The organism is Chryseobacterium vrystaatense, from assembly GCF_000737765.1.
GTDB lineage: Bacteria > Bacteroidota > Bacteroidia > Flavobacteriales > Weeksellaceae > Chryseobacterium > Chryseobacterium vrystaatense.
The window spans coordinates 473,845-499,574 of sequence record NZ_JPRI01000003.1 but is presented as its reverse complement, the minus strand read 5'-3'; the positions used below and the strand labels follow the sequence as shown (position 1 = coordinate 499,574).

The 25,730-nt window shown below is 36.5% G+C and carries 25 protein-coding genes; 4 read left to right on the top strand and 21 right to left on the bottom strand.

The features are described from left to right. The first annotated feature begins 49 nt into the window (after positions 1-49). Positions 50-1,174 (top strand): FAD-dependent oxidoreductase, encoded by a 1,125-nt coding sequence (locus tag IW16_RS11480; protein WP_084694537.1) that lies wholly within the window; start codon positions 50-52, stop codon positions 1,172-1,174. A gap of 130 nt (positions 1,175-1,304) precedes the next feature. Here IW16_RS11480 and IW16_RS11475 read toward each other — a convergent pair whose 3' ends face one another. The 15 genes from IW16_RS11475 to IW16_RS11405 all read right to left on the bottom strand — a co-directional run bounded on the left by IW16_RS11475 (position 1,305) and on the right by IW16_RS11405 (position 17,197). Further along, on the bottom strand, positions 1,305-2,285 hold the full coding sequence (locus IW16_RS11475; RefSeq protein WP_034743973.1) for a S41 family peptidase: 981 nt from the start codon (positions 2,283-2,285) through the stop codon (positions 1,305-1,307). Positions 2,286-2,436: 151 nt separating this feature from the next. Then, the gene (locus IW16_RS11470) at positions 2,437-3,357 is read right to left on the bottom strand and encodes a hypothetical protein (RefSeq protein WP_073175702.1); all 921 of its coding nucleotides are present in this window, start codon (positions 3,355-3,357) and stop codon (positions 2,437-2,439) included. 89 nt (positions 3,358-3,446) lie between these two features. Then, positions 3,447-4,541 carry a hypothetical protein gene (locus IW16_RS11465; protein ID WP_051890132.1) on the bottom strand — a complete coding sequence of 365 codons (1,095 nt, stop codon included), beginning with the start codon at positions 4,539-4,541 and terminating at the stop codon, positions 3,447-3,449. Between the two features lie 192 nt (positions 4,542-4,733). Then, complete coding sequence (locus tag IW16_RS11460; protein ID WP_034743967.1) at positions 4,734-6,020, bottom strand: cryptochrome/photolyase family protein; 1,287 nt, start codon at positions 6,018-6,020, stop codon at positions 4,734-4,736. Continuing rightward, positions 6,007-6,699 carry a lycopene cyclase domain-containing protein gene (locus IW16_RS11455; protein WP_034743965.1) on the bottom strand — a complete coding sequence of 231 codons (693 nt, stop codon included), beginning with the start codon at positions 6,697-6,699 and terminating at the stop codon, positions 6,007-6,009. Before IW16_RS11455 ends, IW16_RS11460 begins: the two co-directional genes overlap by 14 nt. After that, positions 6,692-7,159 carry a sterol desaturase family protein gene (locus IW16_RS11450; RefSeq protein WP_034743961.1) on the bottom strand — a complete coding sequence of 156 codons (468 nt, stop codon included), beginning with the start codon at positions 7,157-7,159 and terminating at the stop codon, positions 6,692-6,694. The genes IW16_RS11455 and IW16_RS11450 overlap by 8 nt, the downstream gene beginning before the upstream one ends. Then, positions 7,156-7,626: an SRPBCC family protein gene (locus IW16_RS11445; RefSeq protein ID WP_034743958.1), complete on the bottom strand. Its 471-nt coding sequence runs from the start codon at positions 7,624-7,626 to the stop codon at positions 7,156-7,158. Before IW16_RS11445 ends, IW16_RS11450 begins: the two co-directional genes overlap by 4 nt. An 11-nt stretch (positions 7,627-7,637) precedes the next feature. After that, a complete protein-coding gene (locus tag IW16_RS11440; RefSeq protein WP_034743955.1) occupies positions 7,638-8,474 on the bottom strand; it encodes a phytoene/squalene synthase family protein in 837 nt (278 codons plus the stop codon). A 2-nt stretch (positions 8,475-8,476) separates the two neighbouring features. After that, complete coding sequence (locus tag IW16_RS11435; RefSeq protein WP_034743952.1) at positions 8,477-9,949, bottom strand: phytoene desaturase family protein; 1,473 nt, start codon at positions 9,947-9,949, stop codon at positions 8,477-8,479. Positions 9,950-9,952: 3 nt separating this feature from the next. Next, on the bottom strand, positions 9,953-10,627 hold the full coding sequence (locus tag IW16_RS11430; RefSeq protein WP_034743949.1) for a MarR family winged helix-turn-helix transcriptional regulator: 675 nt from the start codon (positions 10,625-10,627) through the stop codon (positions 9,953-9,955). 631 nt (positions 10,628-11,258) lie between these two features. Further along, the gene (locus IW16_RS11425) at positions 11,259-11,912 is read right to left on the bottom strand and encodes a response regulator (RefSeq protein ID WP_034743946.1); all 654 of its coding nucleotides are present in this window, start codon (positions 11,910-11,912) and stop codon (positions 11,259-11,261) included. Further along, positions 11,896-13,623: a sensor histidine kinase gene (locus tag IW16_RS11420; protein WP_034743943.1), complete on the bottom strand. Its 1,728-nt coding sequence runs from the start codon at positions 13,621-13,623 to the stop codon at positions 11,896-11,898. Before IW16_RS11420 ends, IW16_RS11425 begins: the two co-directional genes overlap by 17 nt. Positions 13,624-14,067: 444 nt before the next feature. Then, positions 14,068-14,835 (bottom strand): FRG domain-containing protein, encoded by a 768-nt coding sequence (locus IW16_RS11415; RefSeq protein ID WP_034743940.1) that lies wholly within the window; start codon positions 14,833-14,835, stop codon positions 14,068-14,070. Then, positions 14,832-15,443 carry a hypothetical protein gene (locus IW16_RS11410; RefSeq protein ID WP_034743937.1) on the bottom strand — a complete coding sequence of 204 codons (612 nt, stop codon included), beginning with the start codon at positions 15,441-15,443 and terminating at the stop codon, positions 14,832-14,834. The genes IW16_RS11415 and IW16_RS11410 overlap by 4 nt, the downstream gene beginning before the upstream one ends. Further along, a complete protein-coding gene (locus IW16_RS11405; RefSeq protein WP_034743934.1) occupies positions 15,440-17,197 on the bottom strand; it encodes a patatin-like phospholipase family protein in 1,758 nt (585 codons plus the stop codon). Before IW16_RS11405 ends, IW16_RS11410 begins: the two co-directional genes overlap by 4 nt. 778 nt (positions 17,198-17,975) lie before the next feature. On the opposite strand from IW16_RS11405, the gene IW16_RS11400 reads away from it, so the two are divergent. Next, on the top strand, positions 17,976-18,755 hold the full coding sequence (locus IW16_RS11400; RefSeq protein WP_131327881.1) for a hypothetical protein: 780 nt from the start codon (positions 17,976-17,978) through the stop codon (positions 18,753-18,755). 120 nt (positions 18,756-18,875) lie between these two features. On the opposite strand, the gene IW16_RS11395 is transcribed toward IW16_RS11400, so the two are convergent. The 3 genes from IW16_RS11395 to IW16_RS11385 form a co-directional block, all read right to left on the bottom strand. Next, on the bottom strand, positions 18,876-19,967 hold the full coding sequence (locus IW16_RS11395; RefSeq protein WP_034743928.1) for a DUF5700 domain-containing putative Zn-dependent protease: 1,092 nt from the start codon (positions 19,965-19,967) through the stop codon (positions 18,876-18,878). A 201-nt stretch (positions 19,968-20,168) separates the two neighbouring features. Further along, positions 20,169-21,095, bottom strand: a complete 927-nt coding sequence (locus tag IW16_RS11390) for a helix-turn-helix domain-containing protein (protein ID WP_034743924.1) — start codon at positions 21,093-21,095, stop codon at positions 20,169-20,171. Between the two features lie 79 nt (positions 21,096-21,174). Beyond that, a complete protein-coding gene (locus tag IW16_RS11385; protein WP_034743921.1) occupies positions 21,175-22,080 on the bottom strand; it encodes an SDR family oxidoreductase in 906 nt (301 codons plus the stop codon). A 208-nt stretch (positions 22,081-22,288) separates the two neighbouring features. Here IW16_RS11385 and IW16_RS11380 point away from each other — a divergent pair, with 208 nt between their 5' ends. Both IW16_RS11380 and IW16_RS11375 read left to right on the top strand, forming a co-directional pair. Continuing rightward, positions 22,289-23,005: a HEAT repeat domain-containing protein gene (locus IW16_RS11380; RefSeq protein WP_051890131.1), complete on the top strand. Its 717-nt coding sequence runs from the start codon at positions 22,289-22,291 to the stop codon at positions 23,003-23,005. A 50-nt stretch (positions 23,006-23,055) separates the two neighbouring features. Continuing rightward, positions 23,056-23,853 carry a hypothetical protein gene (locus IW16_RS11375; protein ID WP_034743918.1) on the top strand — a complete coding sequence of 266 codons (798 nt, stop codon included), beginning with the start codon at positions 23,056-23,058 and terminating at the stop codon, positions 23,851-23,853. Positions 23,854-23,916: 63 nt separating this feature from the next. Here the strand turns inward: IW16_RS11375 and IW16_RS11370 are convergent, their stop codons facing one another. The 3 genes from IW16_RS11370 to IW16_RS26450 all read right to left on the bottom strand — a co-directional run bounded on the left by IW16_RS11370 (position 23,917) and on the right by IW16_RS26450 (position 25,304). Further along, entirely contained in the window at positions 23,917-24,465 is a 549-nt protein-coding gene (locus tag IW16_RS11370; RefSeq protein ID WP_034743915.1) for a hypothetical protein, read from the bottom strand. A gap of 266 nt (positions 24,466-24,731) precedes the next feature. Next, complete coding sequence (locus IW16_RS11365; RefSeq protein ID WP_131327880.1) at positions 24,732-25,004, bottom strand: hypothetical protein; 273 nt, start codon at positions 25,002-25,004, stop codon at positions 24,732-24,734. Positions 25,005-25,103: 99 nt separating this feature from the next. Then, positions 25,104-25,304, bottom strand: coding sequence for a bacteriocin-like protein (locus IW16_RS26450; protein ID WP_131327879.1), 201 nt, complete (start codon positions 25,302-25,304; stop codon positions 25,104-25,106). Between the last annotated feature and the right edge of the window lie 426 nt (positions 25,305-25,730).

Below are 25,730 nucleotides of genomic sequence, written 5' to 3'. Positions count from 1 at the left end.
TTCCTAAAATTACCTTCACTTTTGTATCAATGATAAACTACACAAAATTATGTTGCTTAAAAATAAAAAAACAGTAATCATTGGTGCCGGACCTGCCGGCCTTACATTGGCAAGATTATTACAGCAAAATGGTGCTGATGTAACAGTTTTCGAAAGAGATAAGGATCCTGAAGCGAGAATCTGGGGCGGAACACTGGATCTTCATAAAGGTTCAGGGCAGGAAGCCATGAAAAAAGCAGGCCTGCTGGAAAACTATTATGCTGCTGCCATACCCATGGGTATCATTATGACAGATGAAACAGGAAAGACATTGTTGATCAAAGAGTCTACCCCTGACAATCAATATGACAATCCGGAAATCAACAGAAATGTTTTAAGGACAATGCTTCTTGACAGCCTGACTGAAGGTACTGTTGTATGGGATAGAAAATGTACAGGACTTGAAACCAGAGGCGGAAAATGGCTGCTTCATTTTGATAACGGAATGGAAGCGACAGCAGATTTCGTGATCGGAGCGAACGGAGGAATGTCAGGAATAAGGTCTTATGTTACTGATACGGAAGTGGAAGAAACAGGAACGCTGATCATGCAGGGGGATGTCCCCGATCCCGAAATACGATGTGCCGATTTTTTTCAATGGTGCGATGGGAAAAGACTTATGGCTGCTTACGAAGGTAATTTACTCGTCGTTAATCCGAATAACAACGGTATCCTGACTTACGGTGTCATTTTTAAAAAGCCCGATCAATGGGCATTTAGATCTGAGTTTCAGAATACAGATGATATGCGTGCATTTCTACTGGACAGATTGTCTGGCTGGAATCACCGTTACAAAGAATTATTCCGTTCCACATCTTCGTTCTGGAGCCTTCCGACCAGAAAATTCCCTGTAGATCAACCCTGGAAAACACACCGTCCTCTTCCTGTAACCCTGATCGGAGATGCCGCTCATATGATGCCTCCTTTTGCAGGTCAGGGCGTCAATACAGGATTGATGGATGCTCTGATTTTATCTGAAAAACTGTGCCACGGAAAGTATAATACGCTGGAAGAAGCCATTAAGAGTTATGAAGAAGAAATGTTCATATATGCCTCAGAAGCACAACTTGCTTCAGGTAGAAATGAAATGGAGATGCGCCAGCCTGATTTTACTTTCAGACAGCTGATCCTTTAGAGGATGTTCAGACACCTTCTTTTTACAAAAGTTAAAATGCCCTGCGCGAAGTCTCCGACTTCGCGCAGGGCATTTTTAATATTTTCAACAAGCCTATTTCTGAATCCCAGAATTCATGGCAAATTGATGATTATTTTTTGAGTAATAGATCATTTGCTGTTTTCATGTATTCTGCATCTGAAAGGTCTTTCAACTGCACCTGAGGAGAGAAGCCCTTTCCTACTTCATCATATTCCTTTTTGTTGCGGTCTACAATATTACCAGTCGTCAAAACTAAAAATGCTCCGTCAGAAAGTTTATATTCCTGATTTCCGGAGGTTAGTCCCATGGTATTCTGTCCTATAATCCTTACATTCTTCTGACCGGCAAAAGCGATGGTAGAGAATTCTCCTGAACTTGATGTTTTCTTACTGACCATTACAATAATAGGTTTGGTAATGCGCTGAGGAACTTTTTTAATATTAAAATGATGAACTTTCTGTTTTCCTTCAAAAAGATTACCGTCGCGATCGAATTCAAAAAAAGCATATTGTCCTTCTGCATCTACTGTTCCAATAGCATTTTGCTTATCCAGCATGGGCGAAAGGGCAGCAAGCATAGGATAAAACATCCCTCCTCCATTTTCGCGGAGATCCAGTATCCATCCCTTAGGCTTTTGGGCGTTCAGCTCTTCAATTTTTTTATAAAATGTATTAACAAATTCATCCCATTCTGCAAAATGATAACAGGCAAAGCCCGGAAGACTAATGTACGCCATTCCATTTTCAGTAATTTTGGCTTCAATAACCGGAAATTCCTGACCGGTAGCTCTGTATCCCAATGTGTAGTCCTTAACCATTTCAGGTGGAAAGAAGTTGGAGTGAGCATCTTTCAGCGCACCCAGTATATTTTTTATAAGCGGATAAGTTTCCCTTATGGTATGCAGTTTTGCGGCTTTTTTGCGGGAGTCTGTATATAAGGAATCCCAATTGATTCTGTGTTTATTGACCGATTTAGCCTTCATCAGATCAATAGCTCTGACTACGTAGCTTTGTACACTGTCGGTCTGCGCACTGGCATTGGTATGAATAAAAATCACAAAAAATGTGATCAGAAAATAAAATCGTTTCATAATGTCCCTGAAAATTAGAATCCGGTAAAGATAATATTTTTAACGAATCAGCTGATCACAAACTAAAAGCAAACGTAAACAACTAAAAACTAGTTTGTTGATCAGATAAAAAAGTCTGTTTTTTAAGCATTCCGGACGTTGAAATACGCTCTTATCTGCATTTTACTTTTAACTGCTCTTTCGTGAGATTTATTTTATTGGCGTAAGCTGATAATGTATCAATTTTATTTTGCTTCACTGCTTCCGAAAAATCACAATAGTTTTCTAAATTACTGTTACCCACAATATAGAGATGATTGACTTTTCTGATATTGGGCATCGTGATCTTACCCTTATACTGGGTATTCTCATGTAACCCAAGTAATCTTGATACCGTTTCAAGTTTTTGTAGGTCAACTTCTTTTAAAGATGATGAGTATTCTACCGTAAAGCTTTGTACATTTTTCAGACTTGTGAAACTATCAACTTTTTCAAGACTGCTGTTGATAATCTGAATGGTTCCCGTTTTCTCTATTTTATGAAAAGCATTTAATATTTGCAGCGCAGAATTTCCTGAAATATAAATATTGTCTACCTTAATTAAATTATTAAATCCTTTTATTTCCGTAAGTTTTTCATCGGCAAAATCATTACTTCCTATTGTTAAGTTACCGTTTATAATGGATAATTTTTCCAGTGTATTGAATGTTTTTAACCCACAGCCGGATAATGTGAAATCTCCATTGATACGTTCAATATTTTCAAGTCCCTGAATCGATTTCAAATTTTTAAAGCCGGTTATAACGAGTTCACCATCAATATTCTTTATCGTTTTTAAAGGATCTAAACGTATGTCTTCCTCAGAGGATTCAACTGCATTGATATCCCCTATAGTGATATTCCCAGCAATAAAAGTGTAGCCTTTTTTTCCAAATTCGTCAATCTCTTTTTGGGTAAGCAGGTTCGTATTTCCCCGATAAATTTTATCCTCTTTGTCAGGAATTAGCTTCTCTTTCACCTTTACCTGTTCACTTTGCAATGTATTTTTCTTCTGTTCTGTTTTTTGAGAACACGAAAATTGAAAAGCTAACATTATCAAAATTGCTGCTGTTGGTCTAAAATTCATTTTTGAAAATTTTCGTGATGTTTTTGGGTGTTGTGAATTCTGAAAATCTTGACTTGTTACTGTACCTTTCGATTTAAAATAAGCAGTTCTTTATTTTTGGTTTCGCGTTCAGTCCGCGGATAAAAAATAACGGCATAAGCGTTTTCTGCTGTTTTGTTTATTCCGGAGATGATCAGATTTTCCTTTTCCATTGTGACAGCATCATGGGTTATTAAGTTGATATATCCTTTTTTGTTTTTGGTGTAAATCAACTCTATAAGTTCATCATTTTTAACAGTCAGCCAACCGTTGCCAAATTCTCCGTTGAAATGCGTTACAAAAGTATTTTCTGCAATTTTCACAGGCTGCCAGGTGTTGAAAAATTCATTTTTTATATCTGCCAGATCTGTTGTCGTACACTGGAGATCCGGTGCTATGACTTCAACAGATATTTTACCGTCTTCTTCGCAAAGAATGTAGGAGTTCTTCTCAAAAGACAAGCTCAGTATTTCCCAAAACCATTCCTTGTGCGAATGGATCAGTCTTTCGCGTTTTACATTTCCCAATTCATCAATCTGCCTGTGCAGCCAGCCCTTATCTGCATTGGCCAATACATGGATTTCGCCGTCACTAATGAATATTTTATTATTTCTCGGAAGGTCAACCTTGATGTTATGTTTCTTTTTGATGACATGGTCTTTAAACTCAATAGAAAGCATTTTATCCGGTTTTGTTTCTGACCAGATATCAACATCATAAAAGATGGAAAACTGATTGGTGGTTCCTGCAAATTTTCCTGTAAAAGGTCTGTTTCCTTTTGGCTGTTCTATGAGCTCCCGGTTAAAAACAGGAACACTGATTTCGGATTCTTTATCCGGATCATAAGGAACAAATGAAACGTAGCTTTCATGGTCAGGGCTTAAAAACAGAGTAGGTAAAATCCCGTTATCTTCTGCAAAACTTTCAGCGTTTCCTTCTGTATCAACAGTGGTGTACATGAGCTGATAAGTTCCGTCTTTTTGATACAGATAATTGGCTAAAAGAGTTTTTTCGTTAAATGAAATATTTCCGTGTGCTGAAACACCGGTTTTTGCAGTTAATGTTGTTAATATTCCAAAATCTGTTTTCTGGATGGTAGATTGATATGGATCTGAAAGGTCCGGATTTTTCATAGTTCTGTGGTCTGGTGCATGATTGCAGAACGGCAGGTCCTGAATGAAGGGCTGTCCGTTTGCCCCGGTAATTTAAGGATATTTAGATTGGCTAGAGCCTATTGTCTGTAAAAATATAAGGAAGTTTTTGAAAATCCTGCCATCATCATTTTTCACTCTTGCTGATTAAGAATAAAAGTACTGAAAATGATTCTATAAGAGTCCTTTTTTATACGTTTCCAAAGCTCTTTTGCGGGCATATTGATGATCTACGACAGGTCTCGTCAACCAGCAGTCTTCAGTAAGCCATTTTTTGATATACTGCAGATCTTTATCGAATTTTTTCGTTTGCTCTTCCGGGTTGAAGATTCTGAAATAGGGAGCTGCATCACAACCGCATCCTGCAGCCCACTGCCAGTTTCCATTGTTCGCCGAAAGATCATAATCTAAAAGTTTCTCCGCAAAATAGGCCTCTCCCCACCTCCAGTCGATCAGTAAGTGTTTGGTAAGAAAGCTTGCCACAATCATACGGACCCGGTTATGCATAAATCCAGTTTGATTGAGCTGCCGCATTCCCGCATCTACAATGGGATACCCTGTATTTCCTTCACACCACAATTTAAATTCTTCTTCATTATTCCGCCATTCTATATTTTCGTATTTCTTTTTAAAACAGTGATTGACGACGTATGGAAAATGATACAGAATCTGCATGAAAAATTCTCTCCATATGAGTTCGTTGAGCCAGGTCTCATTGTGTTTAAGGGCAAACCGCACACATTTCCTGACTGAAATGGTTCCGAACCTCAACGCTATACCAAGGTGTGTGGTCTGGTCCAATGCGGGATAATCACGGTTTTTATGGTAAGCATCTATTATTTCTGTATTCAGACTCGGTACAGAAAATTCTAATTCAGTTTTGATAAAGCCCAGTTCTTCAAGATGTATTATATCCTGATATTCTGCATTGAGAAAATGAGTAAAATCTGCTTTAAAGTCCGTGATTTCAGCTTTGTTCAAATTCTCTTTCCATATTTTTGAATAAGGCGTAAAAACAGTGTAAGGCGTAAGATCCTTTTTTAGGATATCATTTTTTTCAAAAATAACCTGGTCTCTAAAATCCAAAAACTGTATTCCTTTTTCATGAAGATATTCAGCTACGTTCAGGTCTCTTTTTATAGCCTGAGGTTCATAATCGCGGTTACAAAATACGGTATCAATTTCAAAATCTCCGGATAAATGTTTAAAGACCTCCAAAGGATTTCCATAACAGATTTTCAGTGTAGTATTAAAATCTTTCAACTGCTGATTAATCCGGTTTAATGCCTGATGAATATAATCTACCCTTTTATCATGCCTGTCACTGAGTCTGTCTAAAATTTCACGATCAAAAATAAAAACGGGCATAACTTTCAACCCAGCCTGTAAAGCCTTATACAACCCACAATTGTCTTCCAGTCTGAGATCTCTTCTAAACCAGAAAATATTAATTTTGCTCATTTTTTTTAAATTTTTGAAATAAAAAAATATTCCATAAGATCATTTCATATCCATATACAGTATCTTCTAAAGGAATCGTCCACATTCTGAATCCCATAAACGATTCCGGATTATAATTCACAATGGGAGACTCCAAACCGGTACCGGTTAATATTCCGTTGACTCCCAGAAATCCGGGCATTAAAACAAGGTAGATAAAAGATGCTTTACCAATCCATCGTACGCCGAGTATAAAGTAAAGTACAAACATGCTTAATGCTGTTGAAGTAAACGTAATAAAGGTATAAATCCTGTCCCTGAACAAGAAAGCTATGGCCAGTGCCAGAAGTATACTTATGATTACGAATATCTTTTCGGGAAGCCGTTTCCAGTCAAGCTTGAAAAATTGATCCAGACAGAAGTAAGTAAACACGCACGAAAAAGGAATACAAAAAAAGAACATGATCTCTTCAACCGGTAATTTTAGGAATCGTATTCCCAGAAGGTAACGGTCATTGAACCACCACACCCCTATTTTTGTGAACCAGGCATCCCATGCAATAAACACGATTGCTACTAGAAATGAAGCCGAAAAAAAAGCTCCAAAATGTCTGTTGAATTTTATTTTAGGATGAAATGAAAAAATAAAACAGATGAATACCGTACAAAAGTTGATCAGAAGATAAGTGTAATTAAGCATGATCCGGTCTGTTTTTGTTAAAATACATCTTAAAATACTTGATAGGAACCCATAAAAACCCAAAGCATTCTCCGCTTTCTTTTCCTGTGTGCTTATGGTGCTGCTTATGAGCTCTTCTGATAGCCAGCAGATAAGGATTTTTGGTGTTTCTGAGAAACTTGATTCTCTGGTGAATAAAAATATCATGCACAAAGAAATATGCCATGCCGTATATCGCAATTCCCAAAGCAATATAAAAGTATATATTAAAATCGTTAACTGTCCCGTAATACATCAAGGCAATGGTGGGCAGTGCAAAAATCAGAAAAAAATAGTCATTTTTTTCAGCGGGTCCGTGATTACTGTGGTCATGATGATCCCTGTGCAGTATCCATAAAAAACCATGCATGATGTATTTATGAATCAGCCATGTCATGCCTTCCATGATCAAAAACGTAATCACTACAACAAGAAAGTTCATGACGTTATTTTTTTATTAAACATATCTTCCAGAATCTTATAGCGGTATGCAAAAATATGCTCCAGTTTCTGTTTTACGAAAAGCCCGTGAGCAATTTCCCCTAAAAATCCGAGTGGAAGTTCATAATCAACAGTATCTCTCATTAGTACGCCCTGATCATTGGGGATGAATTCATGAAAGTGATTCCAAAGCCTGTACGGTCCCTTTGCCTGAAAGTCTGTAAAGCTTTCCTGAAAAGCTACCTGTCTGATTTCTGTTCTCCAGTTCATTTTTATTCCCAACATCGGCGAAATGTGATAATCTATGATCATTCCCTCATAAATTTCATCGTTTTCTGTTTTCGTCAGGACAACAAATTTCATGTCTTCAGGAGTGATCCTGGAGAGATTATTGGCAGAAGAAAAAAACTTCCATGCTGTTTCAATATCACAATTGAGCTGCTGTTCTCTGAAAAGTCTGTGTACCATATCTTCTATTTTTACAGGAATGATGTTTTATATTGTAAATAACTGCTCATCATGAGGGAAATCTTTTTACTGTTTGAAATCCTGATCCTTTGATTAACGATTTGATGGGCGGATGTTCTCTTTATTTTTCTGAAAAGCGAAACATAATAACGGTAAGCGAGATAAACTCCAAACCGTGATGAATTCGGAAGCTTTTTAATTCCGTAAAGAGCCTCTCTGAATTCTCCTTCGATGTCTTTTTCGATATCTGATTTTATTTTATTGTCAAAATAAGAGATATCTACATCTGGAAAATAACTCCTTCCCAAAATCTGATAATCATCTTTCATATCTCTTAAAAAATTCACTTTTTGAAAGGCTGATCCCAATTTCATCGCAAACGGCTTAAGCCTTTCAAATTCAATGACATTACCTTCAACGAAAATCTGAAGACACATCAAGCCAACCACTTCTGCAGAACCCAGAATATATTCTTTGTAAAGCTCGGAATTGTAATCGATATGTTCCAGATCCATTTCCATACTTTTAAGGAACTGATGGATTAAATTCAAATCTATATTAAAACGATGAACTGTATCCTGAAATGCCTGCAAAACAGGATTCAGAGAGATTTTCTCTTCCAGGGCCTGAAATGTTTCTTCCCTGAATCTGATCATGAGCTTTTTCTTGTCATACCCATGAAAACTGTCTACGATCTCATCTGCAAGCCGTACATATCCATAAACTGCATAAACAGGGTTTCTGATTTTTGCAGACAGCGCCAAAATCCCCAAAGAGAAGCTTGTGCTGTATTGTTTCGTGGTTTCTTTACTTACTTTATAAGAAAGTTCATCAAAAAGTTTCTTCATAATCAGTTTATTTTCATGGCTTCAACGGCAGCAATTTTTCCTGAAATTATAGATGGCGGAACACCGGGTCCCGGCACCGTAAGCTGTCCGGTATAAAAAAGATTTTTTACTTTTTTGTTTCTGAGGGATGGTTTTAAGACTGCGGTCTGCATTAATGTATTGGCCAATCCATATGCATTTCCCGCATAAGCATTATAATCTTCTTTAAAATCCTTGATACAGTAGCTTTTTTTATATTCAATTTTCGACAGTAGATGACTGGATCCTGTATGCTTCTCAAGTCTTGTAATCATTTGATGAAAATACTCCTCTCTCTGTATTTCAGAATCTTCAATTCCTGTGGCAACCGGCATCAGAAGGAATACATTTTCCCCATACTCCGGAGCTGTTCCGGGATCTGTTTTGGAGGGACAGCATGCATAAAACAATGGTTTTGTCGGCCATTTTTTATCTTCATAGATTTCGTTGGTATGGAGCTCCAGATCATTTTCAAAAAAAAGAGTGTGATGTTTAAGGTTCGAAATTTTTTCTTTAAACCCTAAATAATAAATAAGACACGACGGGGCAAATGTGCGTGTTTCCCAATATGATTCTTTATAATTCCGATACTCTTCCGAAAGCAGATGAGTTTCTGTATGATGATAATCTGAAGAGGCAATAATCGCATCAAATTTGATCTCCTGCCCATTGACAGATAATGAAGAGACTTTTTTATTTTCGATATTTATCTTTTTCACATCAGCGTTAAGATGAAACTGGGTACCCTGCTCTTCAGCAATAGTTGCCATAGCATCAATCAGTTTTGAAAAACCTCCCATTGGATACCATGTTCCCAATTTATATCCTCCATAATTCATGAGGCTGTACAGTGCGGGAATATCTTTTGGAGCAGCACCAAGGAAAATAACAGGAAATTCCATTAATGTAATGAGCTTTGGGTTTGAAAAATACTTTCGTACAAACTGTCTGAAATTGGTGAGGAGATCAAGTTTCAGTGCACTTTTTGCTATTTTGGGAGAAACGAATTCGAACCATGAATGACAGGGCTTGCTCACGAAATCTTTCATTCCTATTTCATATTTATACCGGGCATCTTCCATGAACTCGTCGAGTTTTCGGCCTGCCCCGGTTTCTGTTTCTTCAAATAAACTTCTCATTTCCCTATAGTCCTGAGGAATATTCATGGTACCATCTGAAAAAACCATCTCAAATTGCGGATCCAAAGGAACCAGGTGGTAAAAATCGGAAGAGGTTTTACCAAAGTCCTGAAAAAAAGACTCTATGATATCGGGCATCCAGTACCAGCTGGGACCCATATCAAAGGTGTAGCCGTTATCTGTATTGAAATGCCTTGCTCTTCCTCCGAGACTGCTGTTTTTCTCGAAGACATGAACTTCATGACCTTCTCCGGAAGCGTAAGCTGCCGCAGATAAACCGGAAAAACCTGATCCAATGACCGCAATCTTTTTTCTCATTACCTAATTTTTTTCAAATGAGTATTCATCATTGACGGTTTTGATCAAATCTCTGCTGTCAATATGGCGGCAGAAAATAGGATAATGAAAACGGTCCAGTTTATTAAGAATACGGATCAGGTCCATCTTTTCTTTATGGTTGAGATCTCCGGCCACTATAGCTGTTGCCTTACGGATTTTATCCATCTGCCTGTCTAATGCTTCCAGTCCTTTTTCTGTAACGCTGATGACTTTATTTCTTTTATCTACATCTGATTCTGTCTGCTCAATCCAGCCCTGCTTTAGTAATCGGGCTATAATGAGCATTCCTACAGGTTTGTCCTGAATATTTTTTTTGATAAGCTCCATTTTGGCCATCTTCCCGAAAGCTTTTAAATTGATCAGATAAATGAAATCTTCCTGTGTCGCAAAGTGAGACTCTGAAATCGCTGACTTAGAATACGTCCTTGCATATCTGTTAAGATGAACGAGTAAGGTACTGATGGCACTATCCGCTGTTCTTCCGTTTTCTTTACCTTCCCAATAAGGCTCCTCTGTATCTTCGATTTCCTCATTAGATTCCTGGTCAGATATCCATCTTTTGAAACCCTGAATATCTGAAGGATATGCATTTACAGTATTTGAAGATTCAAACTCTTCTATGAGACCGACTACCTCTTTTATCAGTGAATAATTCATCTTGGAATAATTTAGTACACAAATATACTAAATTAAATAAATAAAGAATATAAATATTCTATTTATTCCAAATCTATTACATTAATAGATAGCAAAAGGTGAAAAAAAAGTTGGATCTAAAAATCGGAAGAGGATACCAGAACTATTTGCTTCTTGAAAATGAAGGGGATTTAAATGGATCGGGAATATATGATTGAAGAAAGAGGATTCTGTGTTTTATTAATGAAGACCATTTATAACCATAAAAAAAGGAGGCACCTGCCTCCTTTTTGTCCTGTATCAAATAACCTTAAAGTACCTGTCTAACTTCTCTATATTAATTTGTGTTTTTTTAATAAAAGGGCTTTCAAGAAGTCAGCTAAAGGCTACGCATACACTTATTTAAATTTCATCATTTACGTTTTTCGCAACGATAGTTTCTTTTTAAAACTACAGCTACTCAGCATTTGTGTTCAATCAAAAAGCTTAATAAGCATTTTTAATTTCATTGTGTGTTTTTGTTGGTACAAAGTAACGACATTGCCGTACAAGAATAAGAACAAAACACATCGATATATATCGATTAAAACCTAGATGTTTATCGAAAGGAAGGGCTTTCCCAGCCAGAAAGGACAGAAGGATTCTATAAATCCTACATTTTATGGTGGGTTTTGATAAGGTCTATCAGCTCAACAAGATTTTCAATTTTCAATTTTTCAAAAATATTTTTCTTGATGGTACTTACTGTATTTTGTTTGATATCAAGATGATTGGAAATTTCCAGGTTTCCATATCCTCCGGCGTACATTTCTGCAATCTGCAATTCCCGCTTGGTGAGGCTGCTTAACGGATTCATCAATTCCGGGTTATAAATAAACTGGACCATTAAGTTCCGGGAAACGGGGGAAAAGTATTCTCCATTTTGAATAAAGTTCAGGACCGCCTGTCTCACCTCTTCTTCTTCGCTCATTTTACTCAGATAGCCATTGGCGCCAGCCTTAATAAATTTAAGGACATGCAGTTCTTCTTCAAGACCTGTGAAGATTAAAATTTTAAGATCAGGGTTGGCTGCTTTCATATCCTGTAAAATATGAAGACTGTTTCCGTCCGGAAAATGGGCATCAATAACTGCTATTTCTATACCTTTCGACTGTATGAGCTCGACTACCTGCTGCAGAGATGAGGTATGATATACTGTCGCATTGGGAACCACATCACTGATGATAATTTCCATTCCCTGTCTTACGATACTGTGATCATCTGCTAAAAGAAATGTAATCTCTCTGTCTTCAATTGGTAGTCCCATTATTACTGATATTTAAATTGATTCTGAATGTTATTTTGGTTCCTTTATACAGCTTGCTTGAAACGGATATCTCCCCGTCAAAAAGCTCTACAATCTCTTTACATAAGCTCAGCCCGAGTCCGGCGCCGAGATTATCGATCTCATCGGAGATCACTCCCTGATAATAGGGTTCAAAAATTTTCGCCACATCAGATTCTGATATACCGACTCCGGTATCAGCTACGGTTGTGATAAGTGAAATTCTTTGGTCGTCGATCTGTTCTGTAATCAATGTGAGATCGATCTGTCCGTTTTCTGTAAACTTATTGGCATTGCCCAGAATATTCATAAAAAGCTGATTGATTTTTATGTTATCTGAATACACCACGGTGCCTTCAGGTATCCTGTCTGTTACCGCAAATTTATTATTTCTGGTTTCAATATAAGGAGTAATGGCGGTCGCAATAGAATTGATCTCGTCTTTAAGATTAAAGACTGTTTTAATAAGCTGTTTATCAGCATCCTGATTTTTCGTGTATTCCAAAATCTGGTTGGACTGCAACAGTAAAGTACTGTTGGTAAATTTGATGGATTTCAGATAATCTTTTATCGTATCATCTTTAGTGGTCCTGTTGATTTTATCAATAAAAATATTAATGATTTTTAATGGGGATCTCAGATCATGGCTCAGCATTCCCAATATTCTGTTTTTAAAATTAAGATTGTTGTTAATCTCTTTATTGGCAGCATTGAGCTTTAGTTCATAAATAAAAGCCATTCTTGTAAAATACATAATCAGAATCGATACAATAAACATTAAGATCATTAATCCAAGTACAAGATAGGTTCTGATTTTATTATTATCTGAACTTTGTTTGTTATATTCTTTTTCCAGTTCAGATTTAAAATCTTTAATGGCATTTTCGTAGACGTTGATCAGTCCGTTGCTGTACATCAGTAATTTACTGAAATTGCTGTAAAAATGCATGTTATCACGCTGACTGCGAACGGCATCACGCTGGACTTTCTTTACTTCATCGGCATAGTGCTTATCCATCGATTTTATGGCATTATCCATTTCTGATTTTACATTAGAAATATCTACCGTTTTATTGTTGGTCATCGTGATCACCGTGCTTTCTTTCCTGACATCAACTTTACCTGAAATAGCATCTTTTAAACGTCCCATAAATCCTTTCTTTTTGATGGTATCAGAATAGGTATGGGTCTGTATATTGAGATTTTCAAAGTTGTTTTTATATTTTTTCGGCTCGTAAGGCTTATCTTCTACTTTGGCGGGAGGATTAAGCGAAAACTCGTAGGCAGAATCAATTAAAGTCTTCAGCCTCTTCACTTCCAGCGTATCTTTTTTCTGCAAGGAAAGATTCTTTTTGAGTCTGGGGCTTATTTTTTCATATTCTCCTATTTTATCAAAATTGCCTTTTAGTTTTCTGAGAGACTGGAAGTACAGTTTAAGATCCTTATCGTCCTGACTCACCATATATTTTTGAAGGTAGTTTTGGGCATCTATGAAATCTTTTCGTGAGTTATCAGTTAATCCGCCAAGGGCACGGCTTTCCTCCAGCTGGTCTTTAATAAACTGCAACTTCTTTTCATTGACAAATTCGTTATAAAAAAATACGGCGATGATAACCTGTATCAGCAGAATGCATATGATCAGTGAGTAATGAACAAATTTCCTCAATTTAAAATTTAAGAATTTATTTTTCATATCTGTTTATCAGCTAAATTAATTTTCTGATTATTTAAGTTCGGCTATTAGTTTTTACACGATATCATGATCACCAACATGATGGTAACAGGTGGATATCATTCAATTAACAAAGTTAAAGTAATTTTTGTGTTATCACAGCAGTAAATAACTGATAAAACCCCAGTGGGCTTAATTGTGATTTACATTAGAAATATGGGATTAAAATTAAGGTTATTATTAAAAAGCATGAATTTAAGTACATATATGACAAATACGATCTACAAAAACAAATAAAAACCTATTGCTTTCCAATAGGTTTTTACTATTCCCTGCACAGGAATCCATTCTAAAAGTACCATAATCTGTCTTTGCTTATTGTTGACTGATACCAATCTTTTTAAAGCAGAGTCTTAAAATAATCATTTGCCGCCATGAGACAGAATTTTAAGATTAATGATAAGTTTACAGATTATATTTTTTATTCAGAAATTTTGAAAGGTTCTGAAGATCAGGAAACATCGTAAATTCGTTGATTCCGAAGAGCTTCAGATAGGCGAAGGCTCCAGGAATAATTTCTTCAGGAATCTCCACTTTTTTCCAGATATTTTCATCTTCAGGGATCTGCACATCCAGCGGATCTGAATCGCTGCCCTGAATGGTAAAGTAGCCATCCTGCGAAATAAGTCGTCCTGATTTTCTGACAGGATAAACTGCTAAAGGGTACTTCCACCAGATTCCGGACGCTGTATTTTCGGGTTCGTTTATCTGCCTCTGCAGCATTCCTCTGAATGAGTAACCGTTTTTGTGGTCCAGATGGTCAGGATCATAAAAATCCCTGTGTCTGGTTTTACAGACATTCAGTGCAAAAGGATTCAGAAGAAATACGGTCGGTTTCTTTCCTTTTTCATAAGCTGACAGGGCAAAATACAAAGCGGTTCCAAGATTATCAGTCCAGTCGAGGATTCTTGTTTTACAGCCATAATGCTGCATATGAAAGAGAACATCCCAGTCTGAGAATGAGCGGTTCTGAATCTCAACTGCTTTTGATCTGAATTCGTAGAAAATCGATTCTTCGTTTTTCAGTGAGTAGTCTTTTCCTCTATAGATATTGGGGATCAGCCTGTAGCCTGCATCCGAATGTCCGCGGAAAAGACATTCCTCATCAGGTCCCAGATTCAGTTGCTGCTGTTTCTCCAAAATCTCATTGATAAAGCTGTTGAAATTTTTCATTTTTTACATGCTGAACAAATGGGATAAGAATGGTTATAGAGGCCTACAGACCCTGCAACAAGCAACGTAATCAGAAGGAAACCAAAGATTGCCCACAAGATACGCCTCCAATTTATAAACACTACAAGATCAATCAGAATAAGGCCTCCAAGAGCCACAAGTCCTGTAGCCCATTTGGATAACTGCAGAGCTTTAAACGACAGGAAATCGAAACCGGGATCTTTTACCGCTTTCAGGAAGCAGTAATTCTCGCTCCAGTCCAAAGCCATATACACCAAACCTGCAACAAGTAAAACAGTGAGTATGGGAGACCAGAATGATTTGGGCTTATCTTTCCAGTCTTCACTTTTAAGTTTTAAGGCGTAGAATACAAGTAACAGTCCTCCAAAAAAAACAAAGAAATTATCATATCTAAAGGTTGCAATATCAAGCCTTTGCTGACAGTCATTCAATAGACTGAATTCATCTCTAAAATGCTGAATACTATTGTAGACCGTCATTTTTACACTTCCTTTTTTCTCATACTGAAGAAAGGTCATAATGCCCCAGATCACAGATGCGGTAAAATAGCAAATCCGAAGGGCCAGTTTAATTATAAATGCATTCATGAGTTCTCCAGTTTTATTTGTTTAAGATCGGCTCTGTCGGCTTTGTACTGTTTCCAGTCAAATGTTTCAAGGAAATTAAGTGCAGCCTCGACTCCTTTTAAGAACAATTTTTCCTTTTGATCGGGAGAAAGTCCGAAATTCAGCCAGTTGACATTGGTTTCATAGGCATTTATCTCAGCAATGCAATGTTTCTTGTAAAATGGGTTAATAGCCAGAAAAGCACTGTCTTCATTATTTCGGAGTGTATTAATAACATTTCCTACGTAACTGCTGAATGTGAGATTCACTTTTTGGTTGAAGGCAGGCTCCTGATCCATGATCCGGGCTCCCATTATTGGCACCCTTGGCTGTTTAATGTGGTCGAGGTGAAATAAGTTGATAGGAAAATTAGACAGCGACCCTCCATCGATAAGAATTCCTTCTGTTGCTTTTGTGGCCAGCCCTTTAGCTTTCATCCAATCGGTATTTTTATTCACTGATAAGATTTTGGGTTCAAAAAACAGCGGAATTGCCATGGATGCTCTTACAAAAGAGGCAGGATTAGGGGATTCTGAACCAAAATCGTAGAGATGTTCATCGTAAGGAAAAACAATTTTACATTGATTGGCAATATCTGTTGTGACAAAAGAATAGTCAAAATGGATTTCTTCCGAAGCTTTCTTTTTGAGTTTTTTATCTTTTTCCGTACCTAATGCTTCCTCAGAATCATTCTGATCTTCAAGTTCTTTTTCCGGATCTTCTTCATCTCTTATCAGGTATAAGGTAGGGAGTTGTGAATTATTTTCAACACTGGACTTTGTCATATCGGACATTTCAAAAGTGTCTGCGTTGTTATCCATTTGTGATACTATGTGAGCATACCAGGAATTTTCTTTATCAGTGACAGCTTTTTCTGTATTTCGCAGAGGATCTTCTGCGAAAATGATCTCTCCGCTGTTTTCTGAAGAAGATTTCATACTGTTCACCGCTACAAAATCTGATTTTGGTACTACCTGCCCCTGAACCGTATTGACAAATTTTTTGGAAGAGAATTTCATAGATCCCTGAGCTCTTGCTTTAAGATCTTCCTGGGAAACAATTCCAAAATCTTTCAGTTCTTTAACTAAAAATTGTTCAAATACATTTCCCGGATTGATCCCGTACCGGTATCGGTGAAGTCTCCAGAGCAGTACTCCCAGTATGGCAGACATGATTGCAAAAATGGCCATAAAAATGAGATATCCCACTTTCATTTCAACCCCTATCAGGCTTAAAAGCGGTAATATGATCAATGCGAGTGCTGCAACCGCCAGATATGATATCAGGATATTGCTGATAATCCCCGGCCCTTTGCTTAAAGATAATACCATAAACCTGACAATTCCCAATTCTGCATCAACAAAACTGCTCATCTTAAATCTTTTATTATCCATCATCATCTTAAACAGTTCTGCTGATTTGGGTTCATCCTTCTCTCCCATTGATGCCAGAAATAAGGTATTGATAGCCCCGGCACTGGTTCCGGCCAGTCGTAAAAATCTTATTCCCAAATACTCAAGAACAAAAACATAGCCCACCAGGGAAATTCCCAATGTACCCCCTCCTTCCTGTACAAAATTGACCCATTGAAGGATTTTGTCTTTTTTGTCTTTTGAAATGGTATCGGAAAATCTTGTATTTTCCAGGTTTTTCAATCGTTGTGCAACGGTTCCTTTTCCATCTCCAAAATCTTTTTTTCCAAATTTACTTTTGATTGTTTCTAAATCTGTTTCCATGGTTCATCGTTTTTTGGTTTTAGTTTTAGTTTTTTTGTTTCTGTCTCCGGTACAGTGACCTTTCAGTGATTGTTTTTTCCACTCACCTGATTTTCAGACATTCTCATTACTGATCAAAGCAGAAATCCCAGATCTGTTTACATCATTACAAATTTTACAATTATATCATAACCGGTCAATTACACTTTTGTGTACTATAAATAAGTGAAAAAAACAGGTCAAAAACGCTCCAGAATTCTAGATCAACGGGATTTCCAGATCATTTCACTTTGGACATAAAAAATTAAATATCAGAATATTACATTTTAAGAATCCTGTTCGGATTAAGTTTTTTTCATGGTTTCCAGGAATAGAAACGGCATGATTATCATCGGAGCCGCCAACATTTCCCATGCCGCTATGCTCCGGATCTATTACAATGATTCCAGTTTTCATGTTATAAGTTTTTTTAAAGTTACTGAAAAAAGTGTTGAAGTCCGGTATCCATAATTTTCTTTATTTTCATCGCTAAACAGCACTAAACGACGCTTTAAGTTTTATCTGTTAAAGCAATTAACCCCTTATTTCAAATTGCCTGAATCAACACTGTTGAATTGGGTTTAGAAATATTTATCTGAATAAATTATTGATCAGCAATCTTTCCAATTCTATCAATTAAATTTCTGTGTTGTTATTCTCTCAGGGCAGTTCTAATGAAATTTGTAAATAGAAAGAGCCTTTTCATAATAAATAATCAGGCGAGCTATTTTATTATTACATTTGGATTATGATAAAAAAAATGCACAAAAAAGTAGTTTCTTCTATAATCCTGCTGAATCTTTTTTATTCCTGTCAGTCTCAGGATTCAAAAGTTGTCCAGCTGGATACGTTTGACAAAACATTTAAAGTGGACAAATTTTATCAGCCAAGGCTTAGCAAGACTGACGAAATTTTATCTTCTGATGTAAAAAAGATGGATAAGAAGGCAGCAAAAAAGGCTCTGGAAACAGCTATGTTTTCAAAAGATACATTGGCTTTCTATAAAACAAACGGAAGATTACCCGCAGAATTTTATGTGGAATCTACCAATGACTGGATGACGAGAAAAGATAAACCCATCAAATATTTCGGCTACCAATACAGCACAGTCGCTTATGATGCGGCGAAAGATTCTTTAGCCATTTTAAATAAAGTGGTATTTCCTTCTCTGAGCATGACAGAAAATAACAAAGGTGAATTCGCTTATCTAACGGCCACTAAAACGTCAAAAAACAAGAGCGACTTTTCAAATATTCTGAGTTTTCTTCAGAAAAACTGTACCCGTGTGAATATTGAGGATACTTCATCCGATAAAATCAGCTGCTGGGAAAATAAAGATTTTTACTATATCCTCTCTAATGAGGATAGAAAAGAAGAGGTCATTTCGTATGACAGTTCAGGTAATCGAAATTCGAAAACCACAGATGTCACAGATATCCGTTTACATATATATTCCAAAGATTATGTCCGGGCAATGAGAAATGAAAACGTCTATCTTCCGGATTATCTCCCTGCCGGAAATGGAAAAGCAAATAAGTAAGTCTTATGAATTATAATTGTATTTCCTCTCTCCAGTCTGTAAGAAGATTTTTTCAAATATAATTCCACTAAAAAAGGACAGATCGATGATCTGTCCTTTTTAATTTTGCCTGGTTCCCTCCTATTGATGCTGCTCTATGCTTGCTTTAGATCTGTACTTTTTATCTAACTCACGTACCAAATTCATTGTTGTGGGAGAAAGAATGTATGCATCCTTATCTTTTTTTGATGCTTTATCATACAAGTATACAAATTGGAAAGGATCTTCAATATGTTTGATCAATTCTTTTTTATAGCCGGCTTTCTCTATAATGGCGGACATATAACATCCCGGAACATGACCGCTGGTATTCCCGACATTGATCAGCTTATTCATTTTTAATTTCGATCGGTCTAATGGCTTTACAGACAATAGAGAATCTATATTTTTAATTACTTTGGCTCCGTCTGCAATAAATTCATCCCGCGTCCCTCTCTGAAATTCCAATAGTTTTACAGCATCTTTTCCTTCATAGATCTTATCGGTTAAATCTGCACTTCCCTCATTCAGTATTTTTTGAAGCAAATTCACAATGACTGCATCCTGATCTTCCACTTCAAATACAAGCTGGGGTCTTAATACATGATGAAATTCGTGTCCTCCCATGGCTCCCATTCTATTGATATCATGAAAATATGCTGCCATAAGGGTATATATCATCCAGTTGTTTGTTACATGTGCATCATTATGTATAGGAATGATGCTAACTTTATATTCCTGAGCTTTTTTCTGATATTGTTTGGGAAGCATCTGATAGGTATACTGATAACAGGTGTCAAAATAATGTTTTGGATCTTTCTTAATATCGGTAAGATATTTTTTCATTTGATCTTCGTTTACCTTATACTCATTCACAATATAAAACCACCAGTTTTTCATTGGCGTTTTCAGTCTTTCCTGCAGGGCAGCACTGTTTTTTGGCATATACACGATTTCCATGATATGTCTGTAATTATCTATATAAATACTATCAAAACCCTGATCCTTAATATACACCTGCATGGCTTCATTTTTCAAAAACTGATTCCATGTTTTTTTGTCCAGGGGCTTATCATTTTTCAGGTCCTGGGTAATTTTAAAATATTCCCAGCAGGTGCTGTCATCGAAGGTTTGAGAATATACTATCTGAGATGATAGAAAAGCAAATAAAGTAAATATAATCTGTTTAATCACTGAATAATTTTTAATTGAATGTTAGGCGGCTAAAGTACAATAAAACACAGCACAAACCGATTGAATTTACAGCATCAACAAAATAACATCCTGGGTTCTATTCTGAACCCAGGATGTGTGGCGATTATATTTTTAAATATCGCAGATCATAAAATTTTTCATTGACAGACAATGACAGGTTTGATCCTTCAAAAAAATTTTTTAATTAAAAGAAGTTCTGAATTCTACAGGGGTGAGGTTTGTCTTGTTTTTAAAGAGTTTGGTAAAGGACTGCGGATGTTCAAAGCCTAATTCATAGGCAATTTCACTGACAGATAATTCTGTTGTGGAAAGCTTCTCCTTGGCTTTTTCAATGAGCTTATCCTGGATAAACTGCTGGGTGCTTTGTCCTGTAAGCGTTTTAAGGAGGCGGCTCAGATAATTGGAAGATATATGAAGTTCATCAGCAATAAACCTGACGGCAGGCAGCCCTTTTGAAGTCAGATCACTGTTTCCAAAATAGTCATTCAGCAGATTTTCCAATCGGTTGAGAATCTGATGATGGGTTATCTTTCTTGTGATAAACTGCCGCTCATAAAATCTTTCCGAATAATTGAGTAAAGTTTCCAGGTGCGAAATGATAATATTCTGACTAAAACGATCTGTATTGGCGCGGTATTCCAACTGAATATTTTCGATGATTGAATTGATCGTCTGTTCTTCCTTTTTGGAAAGAAACAAAGCTTCATTAACAGAGTAATCAAAGAAATCATATTGCTTCATGATTCTGGCAAGTGGCGTATTCCATAAAAAATCCGGATGAACAAGCAGCATCCAACCGGATTGTTTTGCCTGAGAATCGGGATCAGGATCCGCTTCAATTCTAAAAACCTGATTGGGAGAAATAAAAAACATGGTTCCTTCGTCGAAATCATATTCCTGCTGTCCGTATTTTACCTTGCCATTGATTCCTATTTTCAGAGAAATCATATAGAAATTCAGCATCCAGTTGACATCCCCAATATCGTCTGGCCGTCTCACGGAATTATAATCAATCACACTGATAAGTGGATGTTCAGGGTGCTCTAATCCCCTTGAGCGGTGAAACTCAGTGATACTTTTTATCCTTTTTATACTGCGTTGTTCCATATTGATAAAGTTACAAATTGTTTTCTCAATGATCTGAGTGGGAGAATTTCAATAGTCAGATGTTACCGTACTTTTGCTTCTAACTGTTTTTATAGGCAATTGCAAATTCCTTTGCAAAATCAGCCAGTTTTACTTTTCCTAAAACCGGCCTGTGCTTATGGTAATCTTCATACAGTGTACCACTCCCCTGACTCGCCTGAGTTTCCACAAAACCTTTTGCTACCTGCCCGTTGAATCCAATGCTAAGCCAGTTGTTCAGCAGTTCTTCATCAGGAATTATTTTCCATTCTAAATCCGGTTTACCGATGGCTTCCCCAATCGCTTTTGCAATTTCATTGGGTGAAACCTCATCACTTGCCACATAACGAACGCTTCTTCCTTCAAATGGTTTTTCGATTTCTTCGGCAATACCTTCTGCAATATCCAAAGGTGAAACCCATGGTTCTTTTTGATCCCCACCCCAGTTGGAAACAATAGCACCTTTGTTTTTGATGGTATTGATGAAAGAAAACATATTGAAGTAAATTCCAACAGGACGTATAAATTTAATAGCAACATCATCCGGCAGCTGCTGTAAGATTTTTTCTACATGGTAATGAAAAACAATGATGCCGGTATTTTTATCTGTATGGGCACCAATACTGCTGAGATGGACGATCTTTTTTACGCCTGACTTTTCGACAGCTTTTTTATAATTATCTCCAATTTTACTGATGCTCCCGATAAAGTCAACCCTTTTATCAAACAAATCCCCGGCAGCTTCCATGGTTTCCATTAAATAAACAATATCTGCCCCTTTAAATGTTTCGGTCAGAAAATCAACATCAAACATACTGCCTATGGCAGCTTTTGCTCCAAGGCTTTCAATAGCTGATATCCTTTCAGTATTACTGCTTATAACGGTTAAAGTATGTCCTTTGTGTACCAGTTCTTCAGTAAGTGGTTTTCCGATGTTCCCGATGGAACCTGTTAAAACAATATTCATTTTTTATCTGTTTTTTTGTTGATGTAAAATTCTGAATATCTCCTAAAACGGACTTAACCCAATCTATCCTCTTCTTAGCCAAAAGCAAACAAGATGTTTCTATCCCAAAAAATCTTGCGCTGGAAAAATGGCTATTCTGATATCTTTTATATTATTGTTTGTTTTGATTAACAATCTCTTATAAATTTGTCGCATACTATAATCACCCATGAAACAATTATCAGACTATAAAAACTGGTTAAAAAGTATCGTTGAAAATAATCTGGAAGACGAACAGCTGGAATTTGTCTGGGAGATCATGAAAAGCCCATTTATGGAATATCATTATAAATTGATGAAAGACTTCAAACTGGATGATGATTTCAGGAGAAACTTAAGATTTAGATTTGATGAGCACGGTGATGAAGGGGCAGAGTTTTTATTTTCGAAGCTGGATAAAAATGAAGATCCGGAATTTCATTCGGCAATCATTTTTATTTTAGGCAAAACAAAGGGGAAACACAAAGAAAAAACGCTCGCATATGCCAGAAAATTATCAGGCAGCCTGGATGCTGTAGTAAGAGAAAATGCAATTATTGTTTTGGGATGGATCGGTAAAAATGCTGACCTCAGCATTTTAAAAAAGGGTTTACTTGAGGACGAGTATTCAAAATGCAGGTCCTGGAGTGCATCTTCTTATATGCAAATGTGGTTCAGAAAGGAAAATGACCTTTTAAGAAAGAAAGCATTTGAAGCGTATACAACTGCTTTGGCGAGGGAAAACGACTACTTTGTACTGGCGGTCATTTTATCCGCAATACGAACGATGGGGAAAACTAAATTAGGGATATCTCAGACCGCTTTAGATGAAGGAGATACTGCAAAAATAGACCTTCCAAGAACCAAAGCCTTAAAATTTTTAGAAAAAACCTTGAAAAACAATTAAAATCCATTTAATAGTATCATATACTACTACCTGATCAAAAAAACAGAACTATGGGAAACAGAAGCTATCTCTATTTAAAAAATCCAAAGCAGGAATTCCCTCTTTTTGAGGCAAATAATTCCCTTCCATTCTTTTGGATCGCTGTTTTGGATAAAAAAGTATTGAATGACACCATCCAGCAATGGCAGGCTTATGAAGAATATACAGAACATCATACGGAAGAAGAAGCGGAGCTGTATCTGGAAAAACATTCGAACAATTTGTCTGTAGATCAGAACTCCTTCAGTAGAAATGCGAAAAGAAGCCGGCATTTCATACAAAAGAATTTCCCGGAAACCTTAGCACTCTTTGATGATTTTATAAAGTTTATCCATTCAAAATTTGAAAAAGAGGGCTCTCTCGAAATCAATATTAGTCAGTTTTCGGCTTTTTATCCTTCGCTTGATGCTTTTTATCAGGACCTGATCAGTGAAATAGATGCCATTGAAAATAATGAGGCAGCAAAAATAAAATTTCTGTTACCCTACGACCTCATCGCCAGCGGCACAGGCTTCCATGATATTTCAAATGATGAATTTTCCACATGGCCCACTTATCAAAATGCGGCACAGAACAGGGACAAACCACAACAGCCGTTCAGCAGAAAATCACTTATTGTAAACGTAATGATTGTACTGATCTGCCCGCTGTTTTCTTACTGGACTTATTTGATGTATACAAAAAATGGGTTTGATACGTGGGTAATCATTATTGGTTTCCTGAATGTATTGTTTTATCTGTACAGTATTCCTTCAATAATTTTGGAAATAAAGGCTTATAGAAAGGGCAAAGATTTCAAAAAGCCTTAAGAGGCTTTTTTATTATTACTGAATGAAATGTAAGCAAGCTCTTATGATCATTGCCTGAATAATTTATTTACCTGTTTTTCTGCCAGGATAACCACAGCCTTTGGAAGTATAATTTCCAGCGAGTTGGAGGTTTTTTGGAAAATAAAATGGAGATTGTGGAGCTTTGATGATCTTCCATTCTAACTGACTGGAATTGATAAGCTGAAGTTCTGCGATTCCTTTCTTGTCTTTGGAACCTAAAAAACTGTAAAATTCAGCTGTTATTTTACCATTGGCAATAAAACCACGAATATTATATTCAGTACTGTTGTTGCAATCCAGAATTTTCCCGTTATCAGCTGTTGCACAATACCGACCCTTCACAGAGTCCCCTTCATTTTTTAAATCTAAAACAAAATGTTCATACATGGCTTGATTAGAATCTGAATAGGTATCGTAAGTCCATTGGGTTCCTATATATCTTCTCAACTGAAAATTTCTTTCTCTTATAATGGAATCATTGAGTGTAACAGTATCCCGGGTGGCACCAGATTGGGATTCATCCGGATTATTATTTTTTTTGCATGAGACAAGACTTAGAAACAGTAATGGTATGAGGAAACGGATAATCATTTGTGTTTATCATTTTAAAATTTAACAGAAGCCGTAGATTCTGCATAAATATGTTTTTTCTTCTTAAACTTACAAAAAATTAATAATCAATGATGGCAGTTTATTTCTTTTTTTCAAATATCCAACTTCTGATAACCTCCCAACACACAAATTACGCATCGTTAAGCAGCCTCTAAAACACTATGAATTAAAGTAAAAATCTGCCCCCGGTTAAAGGACAGATTGGTTTTGCATTTTTTTTGTTAAAAGATTTGACCAAAAGCCTGTTAAGGCAGATCAATGGTATATACAGAACAATCCACAGTCTGTGGACCTACAAATGACCATACCCCTCCCAAACCGTCATTGACATGGTAGTTGTAAAATATAACAGCATTCTCATGATAGGTGAAATAGTAGAAAATCTCTTCGTTATCTATGGTTTGCTTAACGGTATAAACACGCTTAATACATTTAGTATTTGATGGTGACGAACTGGCCAGAACAGCATTAAAACCGGCACTAAGCGCAAGCGCAGAAATAAAAATTATTTTTTTCATAGGAATAAATTTGCTTATTTTTAAATTGGGTTTTGTTTTCACAGAAGTGTCCACTGATTCTTCAGCTTCACACCCTATTAAGGGTACAGCAAAAAGTCATTAAGATTTTGGCCAACATCCTTTTCCCCGCAGACAACTATCTGACTGACACACATTTTCGGGAGCAGGACAATAGATGATATTATTATAGGGACCTGTACATTTGGTAAAACCTCCATAAGGAGTTGGGCAATCGATCAGAACAGTACCCCCATTTATGGTTCTCAACTGTCCTCTTAAAAGCTTTTTTAAATTTTTCATATGTTTATTTGTTTCTGTAAAGCTATATAAACACTGAAAATCAAACAATTGGGAATTAGTATCTGCCATCTTCTTCTTAGTAAGTGTCCTTATTTTCCGGTTAAGAGTATAAGCAACTCCCGGGAAAGCCTCTCCTACTACAGAAAATAAAAAGAGGTCTGTCTACATTATTAAAATAATGTCTTCCTGATGTCAGGACAAAACCTTTATCATCACCTGAGATCAGCCTTATATTTTCATTTCATATCACGGTCATTAGTATTTTCTATGTTTCATAAGATGGTCCTGCTATGATATTTTCCTAACTTGTATCGTTAAATAAAAAGTAAAGAAATACAGAATATTTTCAGGCTATTTCAATTGAATTTAAGAATGGAATTGTCTTTAGTATTTTAACCAAACAACAGCAAACAGCTTCATCGTCTT